At 69.6% G+C, this 23,218-nt stretch carries 22 protein-coding genes; 11 read left to right on the forward strand and 11 right to left on the reverse strand.

What is annotated here, in order from left to right:
* Positions 1-18: 18 nt before the first annotated feature.
* The 4 genes from GEMRO_RS0124980 (at position 19) to nhaA (ending at position 2,973) form a co-directional block, all read left to right on the forward strand.
* On the forward strand, positions 19-690 hold the full coding sequence (locus tag GEMRO_RS0124980) for a nicotinate-nucleotide adenylyltransferase (RefSeq protein WP_240476767.1): 672 nt from the start codon (positions 19-21) through the stop codon (positions 688-690).
* Between the two features lie 20 nt (positions 691-710).
* Positions 711-1,064, forward strand: coding sequence for a ribosome silencing factor (gene rsfS / locus GEMRO_RS0124985; protein ID WP_035485985.1), 354 nt, complete (start codon positions 711-713; stop codon positions 1,062-1,064).
* A 4-nt stretch (positions 1,065-1,068) separates the two neighbouring features.
* Entirely contained in the window at positions 1,069-1,527 is a 459-nt protein-coding gene (gene rlmH / locus GEMRO_RS0124990) for a 23S rRNA (pseudouridine(1915)-N(3))-methyltransferase RlmH (protein ID WP_027136204.1), read from the forward strand.
* A 132-nt stretch (positions 1,528-1,659) separates the two neighbouring features.
* Positions 1,660-2,973, forward strand: coding sequence for a Na+/H+ antiporter NhaA (gene nhaA, locus GEMRO_RS0124995; RefSeq protein WP_027136205.1), 1,314 nt, complete (start codon positions 1,660-1,662; stop codon positions 2,971-2,973).
* A gap of 649 nt (positions 2,974-3,622) precedes the next feature.
* On the opposite strand, the gene GEMRO_RS0125000 is transcribed toward nhaA, so the two are convergent.
* The 6 genes from GEMRO_RS0125000 to GEMRO_RS31755 all read right to left on the reverse strand — a co-directional run bounded on the left by GEMRO_RS0125000 (position 3,623) and on the right by GEMRO_RS31755 (position 10,062).
* The gene (locus GEMRO_RS0125000) at positions 3,623-4,789 is read right to left on the reverse strand and encodes a mandelate racemase/muconate lactonizing enzyme family protein (protein WP_027136206.1); all 1,167 of its coding nucleotides are present in this window, start codon (positions 4,787-4,789) and stop codon (positions 3,623-3,625) included.
* Between the two features lie 33 nt (positions 4,790-4,822).
* Positions 4,823-5,812, reverse strand: a complete 990-nt coding sequence (locus tag GEMRO_RS31735) for a cation diffusion facilitator family transporter (protein ID WP_051329459.1) — start codon at positions 5,810-5,812, stop codon at positions 4,823-4,825.
* A 103-nt stretch (positions 5,813-5,915) separates the two neighbouring features.
* Positions 5,916-7,631, reverse strand: a complete 1,716-nt coding sequence (gene sppA / locus GEMRO_RS31740; protein ID WP_051329460.1) for a signal peptide peptidase SppA — start codon at positions 7,629-7,631, stop codon at positions 5,916-5,918.
* A 69-nt stretch (positions 7,632-7,700) separates the two neighbouring features.
* Positions 7,701-8,870 carry a 23S rRNA (adenine(2503)-C(2))-methyltransferase RlmN gene (rlmN, locus tag GEMRO_RS31745; protein WP_035485988.1) on the reverse strand — a complete coding sequence of 390 codons (1,170 nt, stop codon included), beginning with the start codon at positions 8,868-8,870 and terminating at the stop codon, positions 7,701-7,703.
* 6 nt (positions 8,871-8,876) lie between these two features.
* A complete protein-coding gene (locus GEMRO_RS31750; RefSeq protein ID WP_051329461.1) occupies positions 8,877-9,413 on the reverse strand; it encodes an invasion associated locus B family protein in 537 nt (178 codons plus the stop codon).
* Between the two features lie 85 nt (positions 9,414-9,498).
* Positions 9,499-10,062, reverse strand: coding sequence for an RNA methyltransferase (locus tag GEMRO_RS31755; protein ID WP_035488037.1), 564 nt, complete (start codon positions 10,060-10,062; stop codon positions 9,499-9,501).
* A gap of 157 nt (positions 10,063-10,219) precedes the next feature.
* Here GEMRO_RS31755 and GEMRO_RS0125030 point away from each other — a divergent pair, with 157 nt between their 5' ends.
* Positions 10,220-11,230: an NADPH:quinone oxidoreductase family protein gene (locus tag GEMRO_RS0125030; RefSeq protein ID WP_027136207.1), complete on the forward strand. Its 1,011-nt coding sequence runs from the start codon at positions 10,220-10,222 to the stop codon at positions 11,228-11,230.
* Positions 11,231-11,236: 6 nt separating this feature from the next.
* On the opposite strand, the gene GEMRO_RS31760 is transcribed toward GEMRO_RS0125030, so the two are convergent.
* The 4 genes from GEMRO_RS31760 to GEMRO_RS0125050 form a co-directional block, all read right to left on the reverse strand.
* Complete coding sequence (locus GEMRO_RS31760) at positions 11,237-12,145, reverse strand: DMT family transporter (protein WP_051329462.1); 909 nt, start codon at positions 12,143-12,145, stop codon at positions 11,237-11,239.
* The gene (locus GEMRO_RS31765; RefSeq protein WP_051329463.1) at positions 12,142-13,029 is read right to left on the reverse strand and encodes a DMT family transporter; all 888 of its coding nucleotides are present in this window, start codon (positions 13,027-13,029) and stop codon (positions 12,142-12,144) included. Before GEMRO_RS31765 ends, GEMRO_RS31760 begins: the two co-directional genes overlap by 4 nt.
* Before the next feature lie 150 nt (positions 13,030-13,179).
* Positions 13,180-14,361, reverse strand: a complete 1,182-nt coding sequence (locus GEMRO_RS0125045; RefSeq protein WP_084507588.1) for a glycosyltransferase family 4 protein — start codon at positions 14,359-14,361, stop codon at positions 13,180-13,182.
* Positions 14,362-15,227: 866 nt separating this feature from the next.
* Entirely contained in the window at positions 15,228-16,394 is a 1,167-nt protein-coding gene (locus GEMRO_RS0125050) for a polysaccharide pyruvyl transferase family protein (RefSeq protein WP_169728449.1), read from the reverse strand.
* A 280-nt stretch (positions 16,395-16,674) separates the two neighbouring features.
* On the opposite strand from GEMRO_RS0125050, the gene GEMRO_RS0125055 reads away from it, so the two are divergent.
* The 5 genes from GEMRO_RS0125055 to GEMRO_RS0125075 all read left to right on the forward strand — a co-directional run bounded on the left by GEMRO_RS0125055 (position 16,675) and on the right by GEMRO_RS0125075 (position 21,584).
* Complete coding sequence (locus GEMRO_RS0125055) at positions 16,675-17,799, forward strand: sulfotransferase family protein (protein WP_084507594.1); 1,125 nt, start codon at positions 16,675-16,677, stop codon at positions 17,797-17,799.
* A 124-nt stretch (positions 17,800-17,923) separates the two neighbouring features.
* Positions 17,924-19,570: a GMC family oxidoreductase gene (locus tag GEMRO_RS31770; RefSeq protein ID WP_051329464.1), complete on the forward strand. Its 1,647-nt coding sequence runs from the start codon at positions 17,924-17,926 to the stop codon at positions 19,568-19,570.
* Positions 19,567-20,289, forward strand: a complete 723-nt coding sequence (locus GEMRO_RS31775; protein WP_051329465.1) for a GntR family transcriptional regulator — start codon at positions 19,567-19,569, stop codon at positions 20,287-20,289. Before GEMRO_RS31770 ends, GEMRO_RS31775 begins: the two co-directional genes overlap by 4 nt.
* A 33-nt stretch (positions 20,290-20,322) precedes the next feature.
* Entirely contained in the window at positions 20,323-20,808 is a 486-nt protein-coding gene (locus GEMRO_RS0125070; protein ID WP_027136211.1) for a 2,4'-dihydroxyacetophenone dioxygenase family protein, read from the forward strand.
* Between the two features lie 38 nt (positions 20,809-20,846).
* Positions 20,847-21,584, forward strand: a complete 738-nt coding sequence (locus GEMRO_RS0125075) for an SDR family NAD(P)-dependent oxidoreductase (RefSeq protein ID WP_027136212.1) — start codon at positions 20,847-20,849, stop codon at positions 21,582-21,584.
* Between the two features lie 36 nt (positions 21,585-21,620).
* On the opposite strand, the gene GEMRO_RS0125080 is transcribed toward GEMRO_RS0125075, so the two are convergent.
* The gene (locus GEMRO_RS0125080; protein ID WP_027136213.1) at positions 21,621-21,971 is read right to left on the reverse strand and encodes a VOC family protein; all 351 of its coding nucleotides are present in this window, start codon (positions 21,969-21,971) and stop codon (positions 21,621-21,623) included.
* Between the two features lie 179 nt (positions 21,972-22,150).
* On the opposite strand from GEMRO_RS0125080, the gene GEMRO_RS0125085 reads away from it, so the two are divergent.
* A complete protein-coding gene (locus tag GEMRO_RS0125085; RefSeq protein WP_027136214.1) occupies positions 22,151-23,215 on the forward strand; it encodes a glycerol dehydrogenase in 1,065 nt (354 codons plus the stop codon).
* Positions 23,216-23,218 lie beyond the last annotated feature (3 nt).

Here is a 23,218-nt window from a genome sequence, read left to right on the forward strand (position 1 = left end):
CCTTGCCTTGGGACAAGCTTGGACCCGACCTTCCTGCGCCGCCCGGTCGCCCGGATCAACCGTCCGCTCCCGGCCGAGTCGCTGCCGCTCGCCCGGGCGGTCCCGCGGGTCGGCCTGTTCGGCGGCTCGTTCAACCCGGCCCATGAGGGGCATCTGCATGCCAGCCAGGAGGCCCTGCGCCGCCTGCGCCTCGACCGGCTGGTCTGGCTGGTCTCGCCACAGAACCCCCTGAAGGAACGGGATGGGATGGCGCCGTTCGTCGAGCGTTTCGCCTCGGCCGAGCGGGTAGCGGCCGCCGACCCGCGGATCCGGGTCAGCGACTACGAGGAGCGCCACGGGCTGCGCTATTCGGCGGACACCATCACCCGCCTCGCCCGCGCGCCCGACCGCCGGCATGTATGGATCATCGGTGCCGACAATCTCCTGCAACTGCCGCGCTGGAAGCACTGGCTCCTTTTGTTGCAGACCTGCCCGGTTGCGGTGCTGGCCCGCGCACCATATCTTCAGCGTGCTGGAAAAGGATTGGTGGCCCAGAGGTTCGCAGCGGCGCGGCTCGACGAGCGCCATGCCGACCGGCTGGCCGACATGCCTCCTCCGGCATGGGTCTTGTTGCATCATCGGCTGCATCCCGCCTCATCGACGGCCATCCGCCGCGATCGGGCTGCGGCGAACCAGGAGATATCGACATAGCCACGGCAGGCAATGGAGGCATGGCACCGGCCGACCTCCTCGACTTCATCACGAAGTCGCTCGACGACGACAAGGCGGTCGATCCGATCGTCGTTGATCTGGCCGGCAAGACCTCGATCGCCGACTGGATGGTGGTCGCCTCGGGAACGTCCCAGCGGCACATCTCCTCGATGGCCGAGAAGATCCTGCAGAGCCTGAAAGAGCGCGGCTACAAGAACGTCTCCGGCGAGGGGCTCGGCTCCTCGGACTGGGTCCTGATCGATGCCGGCGACGTGATCGTGCATCTGTTCAAGCCGGAGACCCGCAGCTTCTACGACATCGAGAAGCTCTGGTCGGTCGAGGCGCCCAAGCGCCTGGCGGTCGCGCCCGGCTGAGCCCATGCGGGTGACCATCCTGGCGGTCGGTCGCAGCAAGGACACGGCGATCGACGGCCTGGTCGAATCCTACCGCCAGCGCTGTCCCCTGCTCGCCCCGGTGGTCGAGGTCGAAAGCCGCAAGCCGGCCGACGATCCCGGCCGCCGCGACGACGAGGCGCGCCTCCTCCTGTCGAGGCTGCCGTCCGGCGCCACCGTGGTGGCGCTGGACGAGCATGGCCGCCAGTTCACCAGCATCGGCTTTGCCGAGCGGCTGGGCGCGTGGCGCGACCAGGGCGTGCGCGACCTGGCCCTGCTGATCGGCGGGGCCGCCGGCCATGGCGGCGCCGTGCTGGAGCGGGCCGACCTCAAGCTCGCCTTCGGCACGATGACCTGGCCGCACATGCTGGTGCGCGTCATGCTGGCCGAACAGGTCTATCGCGCCTCCACGATCCTGGCCGGCCACCCCTACCACCGCGCCTGACCGGTCCCTTGCGGCCGGAGCCGGCAGCGCCCGGCGCGGCTCATTCCCGCGCAGGCGACCGGTTTTGCTTGCCCCACCATGCCGCCATGTCCATTCCTGTTCAGGGCTACACCTTGAACCAACGGGCAGATCATGGCGGCATCGCAAAGCACCGGTCCCTTCCAGCGCCGGGTCGTCCTTCCTTTCCGCCAGTTCTTCGACACCGAGAGTTCCAGCGGCATCGTCCTGATCGCCACCGCTGGCCTGGCGTTCCTTTGGGCGAACTCGCCGTTCGCCGATTCCTACGAGGCGATGAAGCACCTGCAGACCACCGTCACCATTGGCGGGGTCGGGGTCGACAAGTCGCTGGCGCATTGGGTCAACGATTTCCTGATGGCGCTGTTCTTCTTCCTGGTCGGCCTGGAGATCAAGCGCGAGCTGGTGTCGGGCGAGCTGCGTGGCTGGTCCCGCGCCGCCCTGCCGGTGGTCGGCGCGCTGGGCGGCATGGTCGGCCCCGCCCTGATCTATGCCGCGATCGCCGGCAGCTCCGGCTATTCGCCTGGCTGGGGCGTGCCCATGGCGACCGACATCGCCTTCGCGGTGGGCGTGCTGGCGCTGATCGGCGACCGGGTGCCCTACAACCTCAAGGTGTTCCTGCTGGCCTTCGCGATCGTCGACGATCTCGGGGCGGTGATCGTGATCGCCCTGTTCTACACCCCCAACCTCGCGGTGGTGCCGCTGCTCGTCTCGCTGGCGACCTGCGTGATCGCGGGGGTCTATGGCCGCCAGGGCGGTGGGCGGCCGGTGGTTTATGTCGTGCTGGGCGCCATTGCTTGGTACGCGATGCTCAAGTCGGGCGTCCATGCCACCATCGCCGGGGTGCTGATGGCCCTGACCGTGCCCCTGCGCCACGTCCCGGATCCGCGGGCCCTGGGCGAAGCGCTGACGCCCCGGCTGAACGGCAGTCGCGAGCGGATCGAGGTCGAGCTGGCATCGCTGGAAAAGCTGATCGAGGAGCAGCAAAGCCCGCTGCACAACTTCGAGCACAAGCTGCAGCCTTACGTGGCTTACCTGATCATGCCGATCTTCGCCCTGTTCAATGCCGGCGTGAACGTCACCAGCGGCAACGTGCAGCTGGGGGTGGGCGCGCTTGCCGTGTTCGTCGGCCTGCTGCTCGGCAAGCCGATCGGCATTGTCGGCGCGGTCTGGCTCGGCGCTGCCCTGAAGCTGTACCGCCTCCCGCCGGAGATGGACCTGCGCACCCTCACCGGCCTGGGGCTCCTGGGCGGGATCGGCTTCACCATGTCGCTGTTCATCGCCGGCCTGGCCTTCCCCGACCAGATGATGCTGGACGAGATCAAGCTGGGCGTGCTGGGCGCCTCGGTGGTGGCGGCCCTGGGCGGCCTCGTGCTGCTGCGCATGGCGCTGCCGGCGCGAGCGACCCTGTCCGACCAGCCGGCCAGCTGACGGAAACCGCCGCACCAGGCCTGGCCCTGCGGGCTTGGCCTGGCTGCGTGCGGATCGTCGCTGGGCGGGGGCGACGCTCTATGAGGGTGCCGGAGGCAGGGCCGACAGGCGCGCACGAGCACGACCGTTAACGCTACGGGAGGACAGCGTCCCCGGAAGCCAAGGCCCGGTCGTGTGCCGTCATTGGCGGCCGGCTTGGCGGGTACCGTGCCGGCATCCCGGAGACGCCGCCGGACTGTCTCGGGATTGGCGGCGCTCCTGTCCCGGCCGCCCCGCCGACGCCCGCGTGTCTGCCCAAGGATCCAGCTCTCCGCGATCGGCTTCCCCGATGCGCAGCGGCATGGGCCTGCCGGCAGCAGGCCTTCCCGAGTGCGACCGGATGGAACGGGAGATCGCACCGTACCGTTCGGCCTCGGCGTGGAGGGACAGCGCGGGGCGGGACGCCAGGATGCAGCCCCGAGGCCAGGATCGGCAGGCCCGGGTCGCTCGGTGCCGCCTCGCCGCGCATCCCGAGGCTCCATCGGCCTTTCTCACGGCGCGCGCCCCACCTTCCTGTAGGGCCGTCAGCGCCGCCAATCCCGAACCGCAGGCTGGTCGGGCCGCCTTTCCACCGCCATTTCGCTTCCCCGCCACGGCGAGGACGGCCTCGCTAGTGGAGCGGCAGGCGCCGGTAGCGGCCGGGCAGGGCCGGGTCGTGGAAATGGTCGAGCGGCCCATGGTCGACGAAGTGGCGGTGCCAGTGCGCCAGCGCCTCGTGGTCCAGGCAGACACCCAGGCCCGGCCCGTCCGGAACGGGCACCATGTTGTCCACCTGGCGGAACGGGCCGCCCTCGATCACGTCGCCGACCTGCCAGCGGAACAGGGACTGGGAGGGCTCGCGGATCCAGGGCATCGCCGCGCTGACATGCAGGTAGGCGGCCGTGCACACCCCGGTGTCGCCGGAATAGCACCAGAAGCCCACCCCCATCGCCTCGCAGGCGCCGATGAAGCGGATCGCCCGCGCGATCCCGCCCAGCACCGCGAAGTTCACCACGATCGTGTCCGGCGTCCCGAGCGCCACCGCCCGGCGCAGGTCCGCGACATGGCTGGAGAACGGGATCGCCGAATGGCGCCGAAGCGCCGCCATCTCCTCGAAGGTGGCGACCGGGTCCTCGTAGTTGCGGATGTCGAAGGGCTCGATCTCCCGCAGGATCCGGATGGCGGTGGGCAGCGACCACTGCATGTTGGAATCCAGCCGGATCATCGCTTGTGGCCCCAGCGCGTCGCGCAGGAGGCGCACGGTGCGGATCTCCAGGAGGGGGTCGCCCAGGATCAGCTTGCCCTCGAAGAAGGTGCTGCCATGGGCCTCGCGCATCGCCAGGCAATGCTCGACCACCGCCTCCGGAGACATCTCCCGGCCCTGGCGGAAGCCGAAATACTCGGTGAACGGGATCCGGTCGCGCAGTTTGCCGCCGAGCAGGCGGTGGAGCGGCTGCTGCCAGGCCTTGCCGCGCAGGTCCCAGAGCCCGATCTCGATGGCGCCGAATGCCTTGCCGACGGAAGCGTCATCGGTGTTCTGCACGATCTGCCAGGGCGGCAGGCAGACGCTTTCGCAGGCCGCGATGTCCAGCGGGTCCTGGCCGATCAGGCGCTGGCCCATCGCCTCGATCGTCCCCAGCACGTCGGTGGAGGGAGCTTCGCCGAGACCGACCAGGCCCTGGTCGGTCCGCACCTCGACGATCACCTTGGAGGTGCCGGGATAGAGGCCGCCGCTCCACCACAAGGGCGCTTCCAGCGGAATATTGACCGGGGTCGCCTTCAAGCCGGTGATGCGCATCCCACCTCTCCGTCCCTGCCGGTCCGGCCAGCCTCACGTCTCCGGATCGTCACCTGCCGGCATCGGATGGACGATCACCTCCGCCCCCGGAACGAGTTCCTCCAAGTCGATCTCGAGGCGGTCCGCGGCCAGCCTTGCCGCCCCCATCCGGGTATCCGGGGCGAACGCCACATGGAGTTCCACGAACCTCTCGTCCCCGACCTCGCGGGTGCGCAGGTCGTGCAGGCCGAGCACGCCCGGGTGAGCCAGCGCACGCGCCTCGATCTGCGCCCGCATTTCCGGGGCCATCGCCCGCTCCAGCAGGCTATGGACCGCGTCCCGGCCGATCCGGAACGCCATGAACAGCAGATAGACCGCCAAGCCGGCGCCGATCAGGGGGTCGAGCCGTTCCAGCCCGTACAGGCCGGCTCCCACCAGCGACAGCACCACCGCGACATGGGTGATCAGGTCGCTCTCGTAATGGGCGCGGTCGGCCGCGATCGCCGAGGATCCGGTCAGCGTCACCACCCGGCGCTGGTAGGAGACCAGGCCCAGGGTCGCGACGATCGACACGACCATCACCGCCAGCCCCCACGAGGTGTGGTGCAGCGGCTCGGGGTAGAGGAACTGCCGGATCGCGATGCTGAGGGCGAACAGGCCGGCCCCGGCGACGAAGGCGGCCTGGGTCAGGGCGGAAACAGCCTCTGGACGGCCGTGCCCCAGCCGGTGCCCGGAATCGACCGGCCGCTGCGATGCCCGGAAGCTCAGCCAGATCATGCCGGACGCGGCCACGTCGCCGAAACTGTCCACCGCCGTGCTCATCAGGGCGGCCGAGCCGGTCGCCACCATGGCCATCAGCTTGACCAGCGCCAGGGCGACCGCCACCAGGACGCTCAAGGACGAGGCGCGCTCGACCAGGCTGGCCGAATCGGGCGGTCCTCCTCTCGCTGACGGCTGCGGATCGCTCAGCTCGGGTTCGTCCACGGCATGGACCTCGGGCGCCGGCGGCTCGGACGGCGAAACGGTCTGGATGGTATCGTTCATGCTCACCCTCGCCGTTTGCCCCGATCGGCCGCGGCGATCAACCCGGCAAGGCCGCGCGGCAGTCTCTTTGCCCATCGGGCGGCAGTTCGGCGCTGGTGCGCGCTCACCGGAACGACGGGGCCCACATGGCGGCGGCACTGCCCCCTCCGGCAGCGACGCCGAGAAAACGCTCCACCAGGCTCACGGTGCCGATCAGGCCGCGGCTCATGCGGCCGAGCAGCTGGGCCAGCCCCTTGTCGGGATCCGGCAGCACCACCAGCGCCACCTCGTCGCTGGGGTTCAGGCCGATCCGGTCCTTGGCGATCGCGATCGCCTCGGACAGGCCGCCGATCCGGTCGACCAGCCGCAGCGGCTCCGCCTGGGCGCCGGTCCAGACCCGCCCGCGCGCGACCTCCTCCACCGCCGCCGGGTCCAGCCCGCGCCCGGCCGCCACCCGGTCCTTGAAGGCCTGGTAGATGGCATCCACCATCCCGTCGACCTTGGCCTGCTCCTCGGGCGTATATGGCCGGTTCGGCGACCAGATCCCGGCATGGCGACCGCGGCTGGTGCTGACCCAGTTCACCTCCAGCCAGTCCCAGAGGTCCTGCAGGACCGGCTTGCCGGCGATCACGCCGATCGAGCCGGTGAGCGTCGCCGGCGCGGCCAGGATCATGTCGGCCTCGGCGGCGATCCAGTAGCCGCCCGATCCGGCCACGTCGCCCATGCTGACGATGACCGGCTTGCCGGCCGCCTTGAGCCTTGCGATCTCGCGCGCGATCGTCTCCGAGCCCACCGCCGACCCGCCCGGCGACGAGATCCGGAACAGCACCGCGCGCAGGTCCGGATCCTCCCGGGCGGCGGCCAGGGCGTCGGCCACGTCGTCCGCCGCGGCGGCCTGCCCATCGAAGCCGGCGCTGCCGCGCAGGATCGGGCCCACCGCATGGACCACCGCGATCCGGCCCGCCGCCTCGTCCGGGTCCGGCATGGTCCGCTCCCGGTAGTCGTCCAGGTCGACCCGGCGCAGGCCGCCATCGCTACGAACCAGCTCGCCCAGCACGACGTCCTCGTGCTCCAGCCGGTCGACCAGCCCCGCCTCGAGGGCGGCAGCGCCCACATAGGGCCCCTGGTCGATCACCGCGCCGATCCGCCCGGCCAGGGCGGGACGTCCTTCCTCGATGCCGGTGCGCAGCTGCTGGTCCAGGGAGGAGAGCAGCGACTGGCTCATCTCCTGGTGGGCCGGCGACGGTGCCCGGTCCGTGGCGAAATCCAGCACGGTCTTGTAGTCGCGCCGCTTGGTGACCTCCAGCTCGACGCCCAACTTGTCGATCAGGCCGCGGGCGAACGGCTCCTCCATGGCCAGCCCGGTCAGCCCCACCGAGCCCACCGGCTGCAGGACGATCTGCTCGAACGCCGAGGCCAGGTAGTATCCCTCGTTGCCCGGCGACAGCTCGCCGAAGCTGTCGGCGAAGGCCAGGGTGGTCTTGCCGGCGGCGCGAACCGCCAGGATTGCCTGGCGCAGCTCCTGGGTGGTGGCAAAGCCGCGGCTGGTCTCGTCGAGGCGGGCGTACACCCCCTTCACCCGCGGGTCGCGGGCTGCGCGGTCCAGGGTCTGGACCAGGTCGAGCAGGTGATAGTCCTGGCCGCCGCGCAGCCAGCTGGCGGCCAGGCCAGGCTGGCCTTCCAGGACCGGGCGGCGCAGGTCGAGGGTCAGCAGCATCGCGTCCGGCAAGGGCTCGCTGTCCGGCCGGGTCAGCCACCAAGCAAGGCCGCCCATCCCGGCGACGAGAAGAAGCGCCAGCACGCCGATGGTGGCGAGCAGACCGACCAGGAACCGCCGCATTGGAAACCTCCTGAGGCGCATTCTGCCGCGCCGGCCTTAACGAAGAATGAAGCTTCCGGCACGGCCGCCCTAGGGCAGCGCCGCCGCCACCGATGCCGGCTCCTGGGACGGTGCGCCCGCCACGGCCGCCTCGCTTGCGCGCCTCGCCCGGATCCGCTCGCTCGCGGTCTTCAGCTGCCCGCAGGCCGCCAGGATGTCGCGGCCGCGCGGCACCCGCACGGGGCTCTGGTAGCCGGCGGCCTCCACGATCCGTGCGAAGGCATGGATCCGGTTGTTCGAAGAGCATTCGAACACAGCACCCGGCCAGGCGTTGAACGGGATCAGGTTGACCTTGGCGGGGATGCCCTGGAGCAGGCGCACCAGCTCGCGGGCATCGGCGTCGCTGTCGTTCACGCCCGCCAGCATCACGTACTCGAAGGTGATCGGCTTGTTGCGGTGCGGGTAGGCGCGGCAGGCGTCGAGCAGCTCGGCGATCGGCCATTTGCGGTTCACCGGCACCAGCTCGTCGCGCAGCTCGTCGCGCACCGCATGCAGCGAGATCGCGAGCCCGGTGCCGAGCTCCTGTCCCCACTGCACGATCCTGGGCACAACGCCCGAGGTCGAGAGCGTGATCTTGTGCTTGGACAGGCCGATCCCGTCGCCGTCGCTGGCCAGCTTCATCGCCGCTGCGATGCCGTCATAGTTGAACAGCGGCTCGCCCATCCCCATCACGACGATGTTGGTGAACAGCCGGTCCTCGCGCGGGCTCGGCCACTCGCCCAGGGCGTCGCGCGCGACCAGGAGCTGCGCCAGGATCTCGCCCGGCGTCAGGTTGCGCACCAGCGGCATCGTGCCGGTATGGCAGAACTTGCAGGTGAGCGTGCAGCCGACCTGGGTGGAGACGCACAAGGCGCCGCGATCGTCCTGCGGGATGAAGACGCTCTCGACTTCCTGGCCGTCGAAGAAGCGCAGGAGCCATTTGCGCGTCCCGTCGGTGGACTTCTGCTCGACCACGATCTGCGGCCGCGCCACCGAATACTGCTCGGCCAGCCGGCCACGCAGCTCCTTGGAGAGCGTGGTCATCTCGTCGAACGTCCTGGCACCCCGGCAGTAGATCCAGTGGAACAGCTGGCGGGCGCGCATCCTCGACTTGGATTCGGCCTCGCCCAGCTCCACCAGGACCGCTTCCAGGGCTGCCCGGTCCGCACCGATCAGGCTCTGGAGCCCGTCCGCGGCCAAAGGCTTTCTCAGCTGCTGCACGTCGGTTCAGCCTCGCGCCACCGGCTCCGTCGCCAGCGCCGCGCTCGTGCCGCAGGCGGCGGTGAGCGCGTTGTAGGCGTCGGTGAAGCCGGACAGGGAATAGGTGTCGATGGAATGGGTGTCCCGGGTCGAGGTGGCGCGGACCACGGCCTGCCGGCCGCGCCGCATCGCGACGATCGCCTTCTTGTCGTCGTCGGCGCTCTTCGCCCAGGCCTGCTCGTCGTTGGTGAAGAAACTGAACGGCGTGTCGTCGATCCGCACCGACACCTCGCTGCCCTTCTTGTAGGTGTAGCCCACCCGGATGCTGACCTCGTCGATCGGCGGGCTGGACGGGATCCGGGCCACGATGATGAACGGGTTGCCGCGCGAGGTGTAGTTGCCCTCCTGCTTCTTCGGCTCCGACGCGATGTAGCAGAGCTTCTCGCTGCCCTCGACGACGTAGAGGTTCCAGTCCTGGTGATTGGACAGGAGCTTCGGCGCGGCTTCAGCCATGGAAGGCACAAGCATGGCGAGCGACAAAACGACAGCGGCGAGCGCCTTCATGCAACTCGGCTCCGGAGGCAGGGGATGTTGGACTGCGGCAAGCATAGCCCTGGTGGCGTTCGATCTGAAGGGGTCGCAGCGACGCTCAGGCACGCCCAGTGCCGTCCCGGCCCCGGCGCAGCACCACGCCGCCATGGACGTGCGGTTTCGGAGGAACGATCGGCCCGCCCGGCATCACCGGCCGCTCGCCGAACCGGCCGAGCGTGATCTGCCGGTCGTACATCACGATCGCGGCAGCGATCGCGAGGTTGACGCAAAAGCGCGTCGGGATCTTCACGATATGGTCGCAGCGCGCCTGCATGGCCGGGCTCAGCGAAGCCCGCTCCGGGCCGAACACATAGGCCGCGGCGGAGGGATGACGGAACGACGGCAGCGCCACCGCATCCTCGGTGAGCTCCACCCCGACCAGCCGGCAGCCATGCGGCAGGTTCATCTCGTCCGGGCTGCGGTGGCGGAACACCGGCAGGCTGAGGTTGGACTTGGACGTGTCGGTGCGGCCGGCGTCGCGCAGGGACGTCGCCGGGTCGACCAGGAACAGATAGGCGGCACCGAAGGCATTCGCGGTGCGCATGAGGTTGCCGAAGTTCACCTCTTTCGAGATGGCTTCGGCGCCGATCGCGAACCAGCCGCGAAGTTGTTGCTCGGACATGACGCCCATTTAGGCAGCCGGATCGCGTTCGGGAAGTCTCCATCCGGCGCGTGACCGGGCTTCGCGGCCTGATCCCGGCCGGTGCGAGCACCTTCCCGGCAGCCGGTCCCAGGCCTAGGATGGGAGCATCCTGGTCGAGTCGTTGGGAATCGAAAGTATGCGTGCGCTGGTCTGCGAGCAGACGGTGGGTCTCGATGGCCTCGCCGTGCGGGAGATGGCTGATCCGGAGCCGGGCGCCTGCCATGTGCGGATCGCGGTCGCCGCGGCCGGCGTGAACTTCGCCGACCTGCTGATGCTGGAGGGGCGCTACCAGGAGCGGCCGCCTTTGCCCTTCGTGCCGGGTCTGGAGATCGCCGGCATGATCGACAAGGTCGGCGCCGGGGCCATCATGGGCGGGGTCGAGCCCGGCCAGCGGGTGCTGGCCTTCCTCGACCATGGCGGGTTCGCCGAGAAGACCTTGGCGCGGGCCGAGGACGTCATCCCGATCCCCGACGATGTCGACGACGTGACCGCGGCGGCGATCGCGATCACCTACGGCACCGCCTACGGCGCCCTGTCCTGGCGCGCCCAGATCCTGCCGGGCGAGGTCCTGCTCGTGCATGGCGCGGCCGGCGGGGTCGGCCTGGCGGCGGTCCAGGTCGGCAAGGCGATGGGCGCCAAGGTGATCGCCACGGCCCGCGGCGAGCAGCGGGCCGCGCTTGCCCGTGAGCACGGCGCCGACCATGCCCTGGACAGCGAGGACCCGGACCTGCGCAGCAGGATCAAGGAGCTGACCGGCGGCCAGGGGGTCGACGTGGTATTCGACCCGGTGGGCGGTGCCATGTTCGACCTGTCCTTGAGGGTGATCGCCTGGGAGGGGCGGATCGTGGTGGTGGGATTCGCGTCCGGCGACGTCCCGCAGATCCCGGCCAACATCCTCCTGGTCAAGAACGCCTCGGCGCTGGGTTTCTTCTGGGGCAGCTACCGCAAGCATGATCCCGGCCGGCTGCGCGAAAGCTTCGAGCAGATCTTCGACTGGCTGGAGAAGGGGCGGATCCGCCCGCATGTCTCCGACGTCCTGCCGCTGGACCAGGGCCGGGACGCCCTGTCGCTGGTCAAGGAGCGGCGGAGCACCGGCAAGGTCGTGGTGCGGGTCGGCGACGGGGCAAGCGACCCGCGCCCGGGCTGAGCCGGTTCAGCCGGCCTGCCCGAGGGTCGCCAGGCGCTGCAGGGTCACGGCCTCGCGCCGGCGGACCGTCTCGCGGTGGACGATGTAGATGCCGGAGGCGATCACGATGGCGGTGCCGGCCCAGGTCCAGGCATCCGGCAGGGCATCGCCGAACACCACCAGCCCGATCACCGCGGCATAGAGCATCTGGACATACTGGAACGGCGCCACGATGCCGGCCTCGGCCTTGGAATAGGCCAGCGACATCAAGGTGAAGCCGCCCCCGCCCAGCAGCCCGCCCAGGAACGAGATCATCAGCTGTTCCGCACTCGGCGTGGTCCAGACGAACGGCAGGACCGGCAGCATCCCCGCCAGGATCCCGACATTCACCCAGACCGCGAAGCAGCTCGGATGATCCTTCGGCGCCAGGCGGATGATCGCGTGGATGAAGCTCCAGAGCACCGAGGCGCCGATCATGCACAAGGCCGCAAAGCCGAACAGGCCGCTGCCCGGGCGCAGGATGATCAGCACGCCCAGAAAGCCCACCACCACCGCCGACCAGCGCCGCCAGCCGACCTTCTCGCCCAGGATCGGCACCGACAGGGCGGTGATGATCAGCGGCTGGCTGAACGCGATCGCATAGGCGTCGGTGAGCGGCATCACCGCATAGGCGTAGAACACCAGCACGCAGGCGAGCGGCGCCAGCGCCGCCCGGACCAGGTGCAGGCGCGGATTGGCCGGGCGGAGCAGGCGCAGGCCGCCGGCCGAGAGCGCCCACAGGGTCGGCGGTATCAGGCAGCCGATCGCGTTGAACGCCGCGACCTGGACCACGTGCCACTCGCCACCCAGGAGCTTCACCGCAGTGTCCTGCAGGGTGAACACGAAGAAGGCGGCAAGCGCCACCAGGATCGCGGGAAGGGTCGATGAGCCGGTCATGTCCTGATGGTCCTGCGACGTACCGCTTCGCGGCGAAAGACGTAGATTCCCGAGGCCGCGACGATCATCGCGCCAAGGACGGTGGTCCAGGCCGGCACGTCGCCGAACAAAAGGAAGCCGACGATCAGGCCGTAGATCATCTGGCTGTACTGGAAGGGGGCGATGATCCCGGCCTCGACCTGGTGATAGGCCTGCACCAGCAGCATGAAGGCGCAGCCGGCGATGATCCCGGCGCTGAGTCCGATCCCGGCCTCGTAGGCGGTGGGCGCCACGCCCACGAACGGCATGGCCAGGCCGGCGACCACCACGGTCATCACGTTGCCATAAAGGGCGAAGGTCTCGACCGGCTCACCCGAGCGCATCCAGCGCAGGACGATGGTGCTGCAGGCGTGCAGGAAGGCGCCACCCAGCACCAGCAGCCGGACCGGCTCCAGCCCGCCGGCCGGGCCCAGCATCACCAGGACGCCGCAGAAGCCCACAGCCACCGCGCTCCAGCGGCGCCAGCCGACCTGTTCCTTCAGCAAAGGCACCGACAGGGCGGTGGCGATCAGCGGCGAGGTGAACAGGATCGCGTAGACATCGGCCAAGGCCAGCTGGCCGTAGCTGGAGAAGATCAGGACGGTCGAGGCGAAGGAGATCAGCCAGCGGGTCAGGTGGCGATGCAGCACCCGGGTCTTGAGCCGGTGCAGCCCGCCCCGCGCCTGGGCGACCACGAAGGTCGTGATCAGGGCGCCCCCGGAAGTGAACAGCATCACCTGCAGCACGTGCCACTGCCCGCTCAGCAGCTTCACCACCGTATCCATGCCGGTGAACATGGCGAAGCTGGCAAGCGCCAGGAGAATCCCTTGCCGGCGCACCATCAAGGTGGCCGCCTGCCCGTCCATGTCGTGTCTATCCGGAATGCCGTTCGCCGTCCGGTAGCAAGCTGTCAGGACGCACAGCAACCACAGATCCGGGCAGCGAACGTACATGTTGCCGCACGGAAACGCATGAACCCGCAGGCCTGGTCGGGCCTTCCTCCGGGTCGGGGGACCTCAGTGGATCCCGGGATGGACCCGCGGCTGCCCTCCGAACCAGGTGGAACGGCGGCTGCCCGCTTCGGCGCTGGACCGGTAGACCCGGTCGAACTCCTTGGCGATCAGGTCCGGGGCGAACTGGGCGACCCGCCGCCGCCCCCTGGCCGCCAGGTCCTGCACCAGGGCCGGATCCCGCACCAGGCGGACGAGCGCCTCGCGCAGCGCGTCCACGTCGGATGGCGGCACGCACAGGCCGGCATCGCCCACCACTTCGCGGCAGCCGGGCGCGGTGGTGGTGACCACCGCGCAGCCCGCCCCCATCGCCTCGAGCAGGACCATCGGAAAGTTCTCGTGCGAGGAGGGCAGCACGAAGATCGAGGAGGTGGCGTACAGCTCGGCCAGCGCCTCGCGCTCCAAGAACCCGCTGAAGTTCACCGGGCACTGCCGCTCGGCCGCGAGTTCCTTCAGCTTCGGCGCCTGCGGGCCGTCACCGGCGACGATCAGCTCGGTCGGTTCCTTCATCCCGGCGACCGCTGCGATCAGGTCCTGCACACCCTTGCGCGGCACCAGGCGCGTCGCCGCCAGGATGCGCCCGGGCACCCGCTCCCGCACCAGCACCGACCCCTCCCCGGCGAACGGGTTGGCGACCAGGACCGCCTCCTGCCCGCCCGCGGCCGCCAGGAGCCCGCCCAGATGCGCGGACGGCAGGGTCACCCGGTCGGCGCTGTTGACCAGATAGCGCCACGCCGGACCGATCAGGCGGTGGATCATGTCAAAACGGTCAGGATTGTAGCCTGGCACGTCCGAGCCATGGGCGGTCAGGGTGAGCGGGATTCCGAACATTCTCGCGAGCGGAACGGCGACGGCCGCGCCCGGTACGATGAAGTGGGCATGAATGGTGTCGAAGGGCTGCGAACGCAGCAGGCGGTAGCCGGCGGCCAGGGCGCCCGGGATCCAAGTGGCCAGCTCGGAAGCGGTCGAGTAGTGGCGCGCCCGGCGGCGGCAGCTTGTTCGGATGATTTCCACACCAGCCCGCCGCTCCCTCCGCGGCAGATCGCCCATCCTCGAGGTCAGCACGGTCACTTCGCAGCCAGCTCGCGCCTGTTCTTCGGCGAGGATACGCACGGCACTCGCCCCTCCGCCCCCGATCGGCGGATATTCATGACAAACCGTTAATATTCTGCGATGACGATGCTGCATGCTCGCCTCATCTTTCGGAACGTAGCGTGCCGGCGTTTTTTGTAGCTTTAATATTCACTTGGAACATTGCCTCTTGCAAGTTCTCATTGTGCTCGCGGCTGCGTTCCGCTTGTCGGACGCGGCGAAAAATTTTGCATTATGTTCTGCAAGAAACTACACCGCGCACCCGCATTTTCTTCTGGAGCCGCAACCTTCGGCGCTGCACCGGGCAATGCTGAAGAGCAAAGGATCAGCGGCGGCTGCGGGGGGCGGTGACCGGCTTCGTGGCCAGGTTGTTCCCGGCCGCTTGCCGCCAATCGATGCCTCGCGAGCAACGGACGAGCAGCCCTGGAGGCGGATGACACGGGTTTCGTTGCGGCAACGTGCCCCACCCTACTGATTCCATTGCCCTCGCGGGCGGAGGGCAGGCTGGCCTCGGCCACCGCACCCCCCTCGGGCGCGGCTCCCTTCCTGATGGCAGATTCCCTCGCGCCATGGCCCCAGGGCCAGCGGAACGTCGGGCGGCGGACGGATCAATGCCCCCGCGGTTCACCGAACCCTGTCCGGCTCGGTGTAGCTCGGCGGAGATGTCCTGCTCGCCCTCGTCCTGGGGGCGCCCTGTCCTTGCTCGTGGAGATGCGCCTGTTCGGCCGGGGCCTCATGCCGCGCGGGCATGCGAGGCGCGCGTGCGGCATGAGGCCCCGTTTTCCGGGAAGCACACGGTCCCCGCTGCGGTCAACGGTGGCGCAGCTGCGGCCGATATTGTTGGCATTTTTCTCCCGACCGCTTCCCGGAGCCGGGAACGGCCGAGGTCCGACAGCCAAGTAATTCCGAAAGCAGTAGCCGTCCCGGAAAGTAAACAATTTCGGTCCGGTGCAACCGCTTGGCTAGATCACGGCGAGGAGACGCTCGACGCCGGTATCCACGGCGGCGATGCAGCGTGCCACCGCGGCCGGGTCCGGCGGCGGGCCCGTCAGCGCCGCGTCGAGCAAATCGTCGAGCCTGCCCGCGCCGTCGGCCTCGACCAGGGCCCGCACGTTCACCACCCGCTCCGCGATCCCGAGCAGGGCAGCGAAGCCGTCGAACTTCGGATTGTAGCCGAGCCCGACCAGCGGCACCCCCATGCCGGCCGCCAGGATCAGGGGATGCATGCGCCCGCCGAGAAAGGCCCGGCACAGGCCGGTGCAGGCCTTGAGCAGCGCGGCGTCGGCAATCGGCACCACCAGGGCCTCCGCCCGATGGCGCATCCGCTCGGCGATCCGGCCGGCCAGCCGGTCGTCGGCCTCCGAGGGCGCGCAATAGGTGGGCAGGAACAGGACCCGCACGCCGTGCCGCTCGACCTGCCGATCGAGCAGGCCGGCCAGCCGCTCGACCAGGATCTGCCCCTGCGGACTGTCCTGCGGGTCGGCCAGCCCCAGCCGCCGGGCGAACTTGCGCGGGATCAGCCGCGGCTCGGGCGGGAACCAGCGCCGCACGGCCACCCCCAGGATCGGGCGTCCGTCATCGGGCAGGCCGGCCCGCTCCAGATGGGCGCGTGCCTGTCCAGGATCGGCCGGCTCCAGGCAGATCGCCGGATCCGGCAGGAGTTGCACCGGCCGATCGGCCAGGGCCTGCGCCACCTTCTGGGCGAGCGGGTCGCGCACCGTGAGCTGGGTCATGGTCCGGAACGCGGCGCGCGCGGCCAGCCGGCTGCTACGATGGCCAAGGGGGCCTACCCCCAGCGCGAACCCGGCGACCTTGGCGCCGGCGGCGCGCGCCGCCAGGGTTTGGGCCGCCCAGTACGGCATCTTCAGGAGGCTGTCGTCGTCCTGGAACAGCCCGCCACCCCCGACCAGGACGAGGTCGGAGCGGCGCATCGCCTGCAAGAGCGCGCCGGCCGCCCCCCGCCGCACCGTCGCCACCCCCAGTTCCCGCGCCACCTGCTCGGGCCGGCTCGTCACCACGGTGATGGCCGCCTCGGGCGCATGGCGGCGCAGGAGAGCGCAGGTGGCCGTCCGGATCGCCTGGTCGCCGATATTGCCGTCGGCATCGCCGGCCAGGATCAGGATCCGCATGTCGGCCCCTCCGGCCGGGCCAGCCATGCGCTTCGATCCCTTCGAAACCTGTGCACCATCCGAATGGGTCATGGCCGTTCAAGTCTCTCCTGCGTCCCGGCTGCACCAGCACATCGGCCGGCGTCGCTTTAGCGGATCATGCGATTGCAATACGCGTCAATTCAGGTGACGTTGCTGGATAGTGGCCAGCCGCGCCCACGTCGTCCAGGGGCAGCATCCGGAAAAATAAGCGGCTTCCGGAACAAGGCTATTCGGCGGCTTTCTGAGGAGATGTGTCGCGATGGAAAGCAACCAGGAAACTTTCAATGATTGCGCACCGATTTTTGTACTTGGTTCGACCCGATCCGGAACGACACTTACTCGATCCATTTTGAGCGCCCATAGCAACATCGCGATTGCCGATGGGTTCCACTACTGGGTCGAGGTTGCCCATTTTTCGAAAGTCGTTCCCGACCTCCGGGCGCCGGGAGCACTGGACCAGTTCTTCACGCTGCTGAGGACGTCGCGGCACTTTGTGCACATCGCCGATCTCGATCCCGAGCTCGCCGAGGTGCGCACTCTCCTGGAACAAGATCCGAATCCCACGCCTGCCCGGTATTTCCGCTACGCCATGGAGACTTATGCCCGGCGGCGGGGAGCCGCCCGCTTTGGCGAGAAGACCTCCGCCAATGTCCGCTACCTCGACGAGGTCCAGGCGATGTTCCCTCAGGGCAGGATCCTCAACCTCGTCCGCGATCCGCGCGCCAACGTCACCTCGCATCTCCATGTCCCCTGGGCGTCGCGCGATGTGGTCTCTCTGGCGCTCAAATGGAAGCTGGCGGTGCGCTCCTTCCTCGATTTCCAGGCACGCGGCCCTCGATATCCGCAGAACGTGATGGAAGTGCGCTACGAGGACCTCGTGGACGAGCCGGAGGCGGTCATCCGCCGGATCTGCGCCTTTGTCGGCGAGCCCTACGACCCGAAGATGCTGGCCCACCAGGACCATTCCGGCATCAAGGTCAGCGCCCTGCCCTGGAAGACCGGCGTCACCAAGGCGATCTACGGCGGCGCGGTCGACCGCTGGCGCCAGGAGCTGACCGGCCCGCGCCTGGCCCTCGTCCAATGGCTGACCGCCCCGGAGATGCGGCACTATGGCTACCAGCCGCTTCCGGTCTCCGCGGCGGATCGCGCCCGGATGCCCGCCCAGTTCGTCCGGGAGTTCCAGCTCTGGCTCGCCTACAAGCGCCGCCAGCGCGAGGAGCGGCGCCAGGCGGGGCCGCAATATTACGACGATTCGGGCGTGTACCGGATGATGCTGGGGCTGCTGGGCCGCGTGCCCGGGGCAAGATCGTCCTCCGGGTCGAGCGCTCCGATCAAAGAACCCCTGCCGAGCAGCGGGCGCGCCGGCGGGCCGCCCTCCCCCTAGCCGGAGCACCGCCGCACGTCGCATTGACGCCGACATCTGACATGTTAGCATCCAGCCCATCCGGCCGGGCTGAACCCGGTCGCGCGCCGCGGGACGGCGCCAAGACAGGGAAAGGCAGGATCAGGTGGCCGGCGAGTACGATTACATCGTGGTGGGCGGGGGCAGCTCCGGATGCGTGACCGCGGGCCGGCTGGTGAAGGACCACGGCGCCCGCGTCTTGCTCCTGGAAGCCGGCCCCAGCGACCGCACGCCGCTCGTCAACATGCCGGCCGGCTTCATCAAGCTCCTGGGCGTCGAGAAGTTCATGTGGTTCTACGAGACCATGCGCCAGGAGCGGCTGGGCGGCCGCGCCCCGATCATCCCGCAGGGGCGGATCCTGGGCGGCGGCAGCTCGGTCAACGCCATGATCTATGTGCGCGGCCAGCCCGCCGACTACGATCCGTGGGAGGAAAGCAGCGGCGGGGCCGGATGGGCCTATCGCAACATCGTCGCCCACATGCGCCGCATGGAGGGCAACCAGCGCCTGCACAACGCCCTGCACGGCGTGTCCGGCCCGCTGAAAGTCTCCGACCCGCTGCACACCTGCGAGGCGAGCCGCGCCTTCATCCGCGCCGCCCAGGCCGTGGGCATCCCCTATAGCGGCGACTTCAACGGCACGCGGCAGACCGGCGTCGGCTTCTACCAGACCACGACCTACCAGGGCCGCCGCTGCTCCGCGGTCCATGCCTTCCTCGACCCGGTGCGGGACGACCCGAAGCTGACCCTGCAGACCGGCGTGCTGGTCAACCGGATCGTGCTGGAAGGCAGGCGGGCCGTGGGCGTCGAATATGTCCAGAACGGCCAGACCCGCCAGGCCCGGGCGACGCAGGAGGTGATCCTGTGCGCCGGCGCCATCGCCACGCCGAAGCTGATGATGCTCTCCGGCATCGGCCCCGAGGCCGAGCTCGCCCGGCACGGCATCGCGCTGCGGCATCGCCTGGACGGGGTCGGCGCCAATTTTCAGGATCATCACGAGGTGCCGGCCATCGCGATGACCAACGGCGCCTATGGCTACCATGGCCAGGACACCGGCCTGGCGAAGTACCGCAACGGCCTGCAATACCTCCTGTTCCGCTCCGGCCCGGTCGCGTCCAACGGCGTGGAGGCCGGCGGGTTCTACAATCCCGAGGACCCGGACGCCGATCCGACCATCCAGCTGTTCTGCGTGCCGGCAGTGTTCCTCGACAAGGACATCAAGGACGTCCAGCCGGACCACGGCATCACCATCAATTCCTGCCTGCTCCGCCCCAAAAGCCGCGGCTCGATCACGCTGCGCTCCGCCGACCCGACCGCGCCGCCGGTGATCGAGCCCAACTATTTCGACCATCCGGACGACCTGCGCATCACCCTGGCGTCCTTGAAGATCGTCCGGGAGATGTTCGCCGCCGAGCCGCTCAAGGACATGGTCAGGAAGGTGGTGTTCCCCGCCGACGAGCTGACCACCGACGAGCAGCTGGTCGCGCATTGCAAGCGGTTCGTGAAGACCGTCTACCATCCGGCCGGCACCGCCAAGATGGGCACCGAGCGCGACCCGATGGCGGTGGTCGACCCGGAACTGCGGGTGATCGGCCTGGAAGGGCTTCGGGTGTTCGACGCCTCGATGATGCCCAACATCATGAGCGGCAACACCAACACCATCGTCCTGGCGGTGGCCGACAAGGGCGTGGCGATGATGATGAAGGAGGAGCTGCCGGCTCCGGTCGACCTCCCCAACCGGCCGCTCGCGGCATGAGCGTCGGGATCGCGGACCGCGGCGCCGCCGCGGTGCCGCCGATCGACCGCCCGGAGCAGCTCACCGACCTGGTCCTGGCCCGCCTGCGCCAGGACATCGTCGAGGGTGCGCTGGACCTGGGCGAGCGCCTGTCCGAGCAGCAGCTGGCCACCCGCTACCGGGTCACCCGGGCGCCGGTTCGCTCCGCCTGCATCCGCCTGCAGGGCCAGGGCCTGGTCACCATTGTGCCGCAGCGCGGGATCTTCGTGTTCGATCCCAGCGCCCAGGAGGTGCGGGCCTTGTGCGAGCTGCGCGCGGCGCTGGAATTGGAGGCGGCCGCCCTGGCGCTGGCCCGGGACCGGGACGGTCTCCTGCTGGCGCTGGACCGGGTGATCGAGAGGATGCGGCCGTACACCGGGGATCCCGCAAGGATCGCCGAGCTCGGCTACCAGAGCCTGGATTCCGACTTCCACCTGGCAATCCTGCAGGCCGCCGCCAGCCCCATGCTGCTGGAAGCCTACCGGTCCACGGTGAACTGGCGGTTCTCGGCGCTCCGGACCCGGCTGGCCCGCCAGTCCGAGCATGCCGGGAACTCGTTCCGCGAGCATCTGGAGATCCGCGACGCCGTCCGCCAGGGCGACCTGCCGGATCTCCAGGCGCGGCTGCGCCGCCATATCGACAACACCGACCGCTACTACGCCCGCCTGCTCCAGGCGCGCGCGTCCCAATCCGCCGACTGAAGAGGATCCGCCGTGAGCGCCTTCTACGCCGACATGAAGAACTCGACCCATCCGCTGGCCCCGGCGGAGATCGCGGTCAAGGCGATCCCCGACGACGAGCGGGTCTGGGTCCCGCAGGCGCCGGATGTCTGGTTCCGGCCCCTGATGCTCAACACGCTGGCCGGCCAGTGGTGCAACCTCCTGCGGGTGCGAAAGTCCGGCATCCTGTCCCGCCACCTGCACCCCAACCCGGTGCATGGCTTCGTGCTCAAGGGCCGGTGGAAGTATCTGGAGCACGAGTGGACCGCCGAAACCGGCTCCTATGTGTTCGAGCCGCCGGGCGAGATCCACACGCTCTGGGTGCCCGAGGATACCGAGGAGATGATCACCTTCTTCAACATCACCGGCTGCATGTACTACCTGAACGACAAGGACGAGCATGTCGGCTTCGAGGACGTGTTCAAGAAGATCGACATGTGCCGCAAGCACTACAGCGAGGTCGGCCTGGGCGCCGATTATCTCGACCAGTTCATCCGCTGATCCCGACCGCTCCCGCACACCCGCAAAGGCCTGAGCCGATGTCCACCGCCTTCCGCCCGGACCTGTTCCAGGGCCGCCATGTCCTCATCACCGGCGGCACGTCCGGGATCGGCAAGGCGGTGGCGAAAGCCTTCCTCGCCCATGGCGCCAGCGTCACCGCGGTGGGCGCCCTGCCCGCCGAGGTCGAGGCCGCCGAAGCGGACCTGCCGGGTGCCAGGCGCCAGGTCCTGGACGTGCGCGACAACGCCGCCGTGCTGGCCCTGGTCGGCAGCCTGCCGCGGCTCGACGTGCTGGTGACCTGTGCCGGGGTGATCCGCCGCCATGCCGAGCTGGAGCCGGACGTGTTCGCCGACGTGCTCGACATCAACCTGAACGGCACGATGCGCGCCTGCGCCGCCGCCCGGCCGCTGCTGGCCGCGTCCGGCGGCTCGATCGTCACCACCGCCTCGATGCTGAGCTTCTTCGGCGGTGGCCTGGTGCCGGGCTATGCCGCGTCGAAGGGCGGCGTGGCGCAGCTCACCAAATCCCTGGCGATCGCCTATGCCGCGGACGGCATCCGGGTGAACGCGATCGCGCCCGGCTGGATCGAGACCCCGCTCACCGGCGGCATCCAGGAGGACCAGGCGCGCTATGCCGCGATCCGCGACCGCACCGCGCTCAAGCGCTGGGGCAAGCCCGACGACCTGACAGGCGCGGTCCTGTTCCTGGCCTCCCCCGCCGCCGCCTACATCACCGGCACGGTCCTGCCCGTCGATGGCGGCTACCTGGTCGTCTGAGCCGTACCTGTTCCGCCGGCTCCGGTGGCCGGCGGCTCAGACATGGGCCAGGATGTTCACCAGCCGGCCGAACGGGTCACGGACATAGAAGCGCCGCACGCCCCAGGGCTCGGTCGCCGGGCCATAGGCCACCGGCAGGCCCCGGGCCAGCACCCGGCGATAAACCTCGTCCAGGTCGTCGACCTCGACCGAAAGATCCGGCACCGGCGTGCCCGAGCCGCCTTCGCTCGCGATGGAGACCTGCGCCAGGGCACTTCCCTCGCCGGCGAACGTCATGATCCAGCCATGGTCCATCACCAAGCGCAGGCCAAGGATATCGCCGTAGAAGGAGCGGGCGTCCTCCAGCCGATCCGAGGCGATGTTGGCGACGATGCGTTTCACGGCCATCCGATCTTCCCCAGCGCATGGAGACATGGCTCGGCGATCCGGAGCCGAGCCCATCCATCAGCCGAGCATAGCAGGACCGCATCGACCCGGCAGGACCGCCGTTCTATGGCTGGAGGTCCGCGACCTCCGAGCGGCCCGACCCGTGGCTGCCGCCGCGTCGCGACGAGGAGAGCCTACCGATGATCGAGAGCGCACGCTTCCCCGGACGCTACCTGCAGGGACCAGGGGCCCTGGCACGGCTGGGCGAGGAAGCGTGCGGCTACGGCAGCTCGGCCCTGGCGCTGCTGGATGGCGGCGTGTTCGACCGCCTGGCGCCGCGTGTCCAGGAGGCCTGCGCCGGCTCGGTGGAACTCGTGCTGCGCCGCCATGGCGGCGAGTGCTCGCCCGAGGAGATCGACGCCGCGGTCAAGGCGGCGCAGGCGGCGGGCAGCCGGCTGGTGATCGGCATCGGCGGCGGCAAGGTCCTGGATACCGCCAAGGTCGTGGCGCACGAGCTGGGTCAGCCGGTGGTGGTCGTCCCGACCATCGCCGCTTCCGATGCCCCCTGCAGCGCGCTGGCGATCGTCTATCGGCCGGATGGCACCACCCTGCGCGACCAGGTCCTGCCGCGCAGCCCGGACCTGGTCCTGGTCGACACCGACGTGATCGCCCAGGCGCCGGCGCGCATGCTGGCGGCGGGGATCGGCGACGCGCTCGCCACCTGGTACGAGGCGGAGAGCTGCCGCCGGAGCGGTGCCCCCAACATGATGGGCACGCCCGGCGTACCGATGGCGCACGCCATCGCCGCCTATTGCCGGGACGTGGTCTGGGAGTTCGCCGAGGCGGCGCTGGCCGAATGCGATGCCGACCGAGCCGGGCCGGCGCTGGAGCGGATCGTCGAGGCCAACATCCTGGCCAGCGGGATCGGCTTCGAATCCGGCGGGGTCGCTGCGGCCCATGCCATCCACCATGGCCTGTGCGAGTTGGACGAGGTCCACCATCACCTCCACGGCGAGAAGGTCGCCATCGGCATCCTGGCGGGCCTGCTCCTGCACGAGGACATGGAAGAGTTCGAGCGGGTCCGCGCCTTTCTCCAGCGGGTCCGCCTGCCGGTCAGCCTGAGCGGGATCGGCATCGCCGACGCCTCGCTGGCCAAGCTCGAGAAGGTCGCCGCCCGGGCCTGCCGGGCCGCCGAGATCATCCATTTCGAGCCGATCCCGATCAGCGAGGCCATGGTGGTCCGCGCCCTCCAGCGACTGGCGTGATTT

This window comes from Geminicoccus roseus DSM 18922, assembly GCF_000427665.1.
Lineage (GTDB): Bacteria > Pseudomonadota > Alphaproteobacteria > Geminicoccales > Geminicoccaceae > Geminicoccus > Geminicoccus roseus.

Bases quoted from the DNA above. Each gene is read 5' to 3' on its own strand.
- GEMRO_RS31735 (WP_051329459.1), bottom strand. From the start codon at position 5,812: ATGAACGATACCATCCAGACCGTTTCGCCGTCCGAGCCGCCGGCGCCC.
- GEMRO_RS31775 (WP_051329465.1), top strand. From the start codon at position 19,567: ATGAGCGTCGGGATCGCGGACCGCGGCGCCGCCGCGGTGCCGCCGATC.
- rsfS (WP_035485985.1), top strand. From the start codon at position 711: ATGGCACCGGCCGACCTCCTCGACTTCATCACGAAGTCGCTCGACGAC.
- GEMRO_RS31765 (WP_051329463.1), bottom strand. From the start codon at position 13,029: ATGGACGGGCAGGCGGCCACCTTGATGGTGCGCCGGCAAGGGATTCTC.
- GEMRO_RS31755 (WP_035488037.1), bottom strand. From the start codon at position 10,062: ATGTCCGAGCAACAACTTCGCGGCTGGTTCGCGATCGGCGCCGAAGCC.
- sppA (WP_051329460.1), bottom strand. From the start codon at position 7,631: ATGCGGCGGTTCCTGGTCGGTCTGCTCGCCACCATCGGCGTGCTGGCG.
- GEMRO_RS0125000 (WP_027136206.1), bottom strand. From the start codon at position 4,789: ATGCGCATCACCGGCTTGAAGGCGACCCCGGTCAATATTCCGCTGGAA.
- GEMRO_RS0125030 (WP_027136207.1), top strand. From the start codon at position 10,220: ATGCGTGCGCTGGTCTGCGAGCAGACGGTGGGTCTCGATGGCCTCGCC.
- GEMRO_RS0125045 (WP_084507588.1), bottom strand. From the start codon at position 14,361: ATGCAGCATCGTCATCGCAGAATATTAACGGTTTGTCATGAATATCCG.
- GEMRO_RS31760 (WP_051329462.1), bottom strand. From the start codon at position 12,145: ATGACCGGCTCATCGACCCTTCCCGCGATCCTGGTGGCGCTTGCCGCC.
- rlmH (WP_027136204.1), top strand. From the start codon at position 1,069: ATGCGGGTGACCATCCTGGCGGTCGGTCGCAGCAAGGACACGGCGATC.
- GEMRO_RS0125050 (WP_169728449.1), bottom strand. From the start codon at position 16,394: ATGCGGATCCTGATCCTGGCCGGCGATGCCGACGGCAATATCGGCGAC.
- GEMRO_RS0125055 (WP_084507594.1), top strand. From the start codon at position 16,675: ATGGAAAGCAACCAGGAAACTTTCAATGATTGCGCACCGATTTTTGTA.
- GEMRO_RS0125070 (WP_027136211.1), top strand. From the start codon at position 20,323: ATGAAGAACTCGACCCATCCGCTGGCCCCGGCGGAGATCGCGGTCAAG.
- GEMRO_RS0125085 (WP_027136214.1), top strand. From the start codon at position 22,151: ATGATCGAGAGCGCACGCTTCCCCGGACGCTACCTGCAGGGACCAGGG.
- GEMRO_RS31750 (WP_051329461.1), bottom strand. From the start codon at position 9,413: ATGAAGGCGCTCGCCGCTGTCGTTTTGTCGCTCGCCATGCTTGTGCCT.
- GEMRO_RS0125080 (WP_027136213.1), bottom strand. From the start codon at position 21,971: ATGGCCGTGAAACGCATCGTCGCCAACATCGCCTCGGATCGGCTGGAG.
- nhaA (WP_027136205.1), top strand. From the start codon at position 1,660: ATGGCGGCATCGCAAAGCACCGGTCCCTTCCAGCGCCGGGTCGTCCTT.
- GEMRO_RS0125075 (WP_027136212.1), top strand. From the start codon at position 20,847: ATGTCCACCGCCTTCCGCCCGGACCTGTTCCAGGGCCGCCATGTCCTC.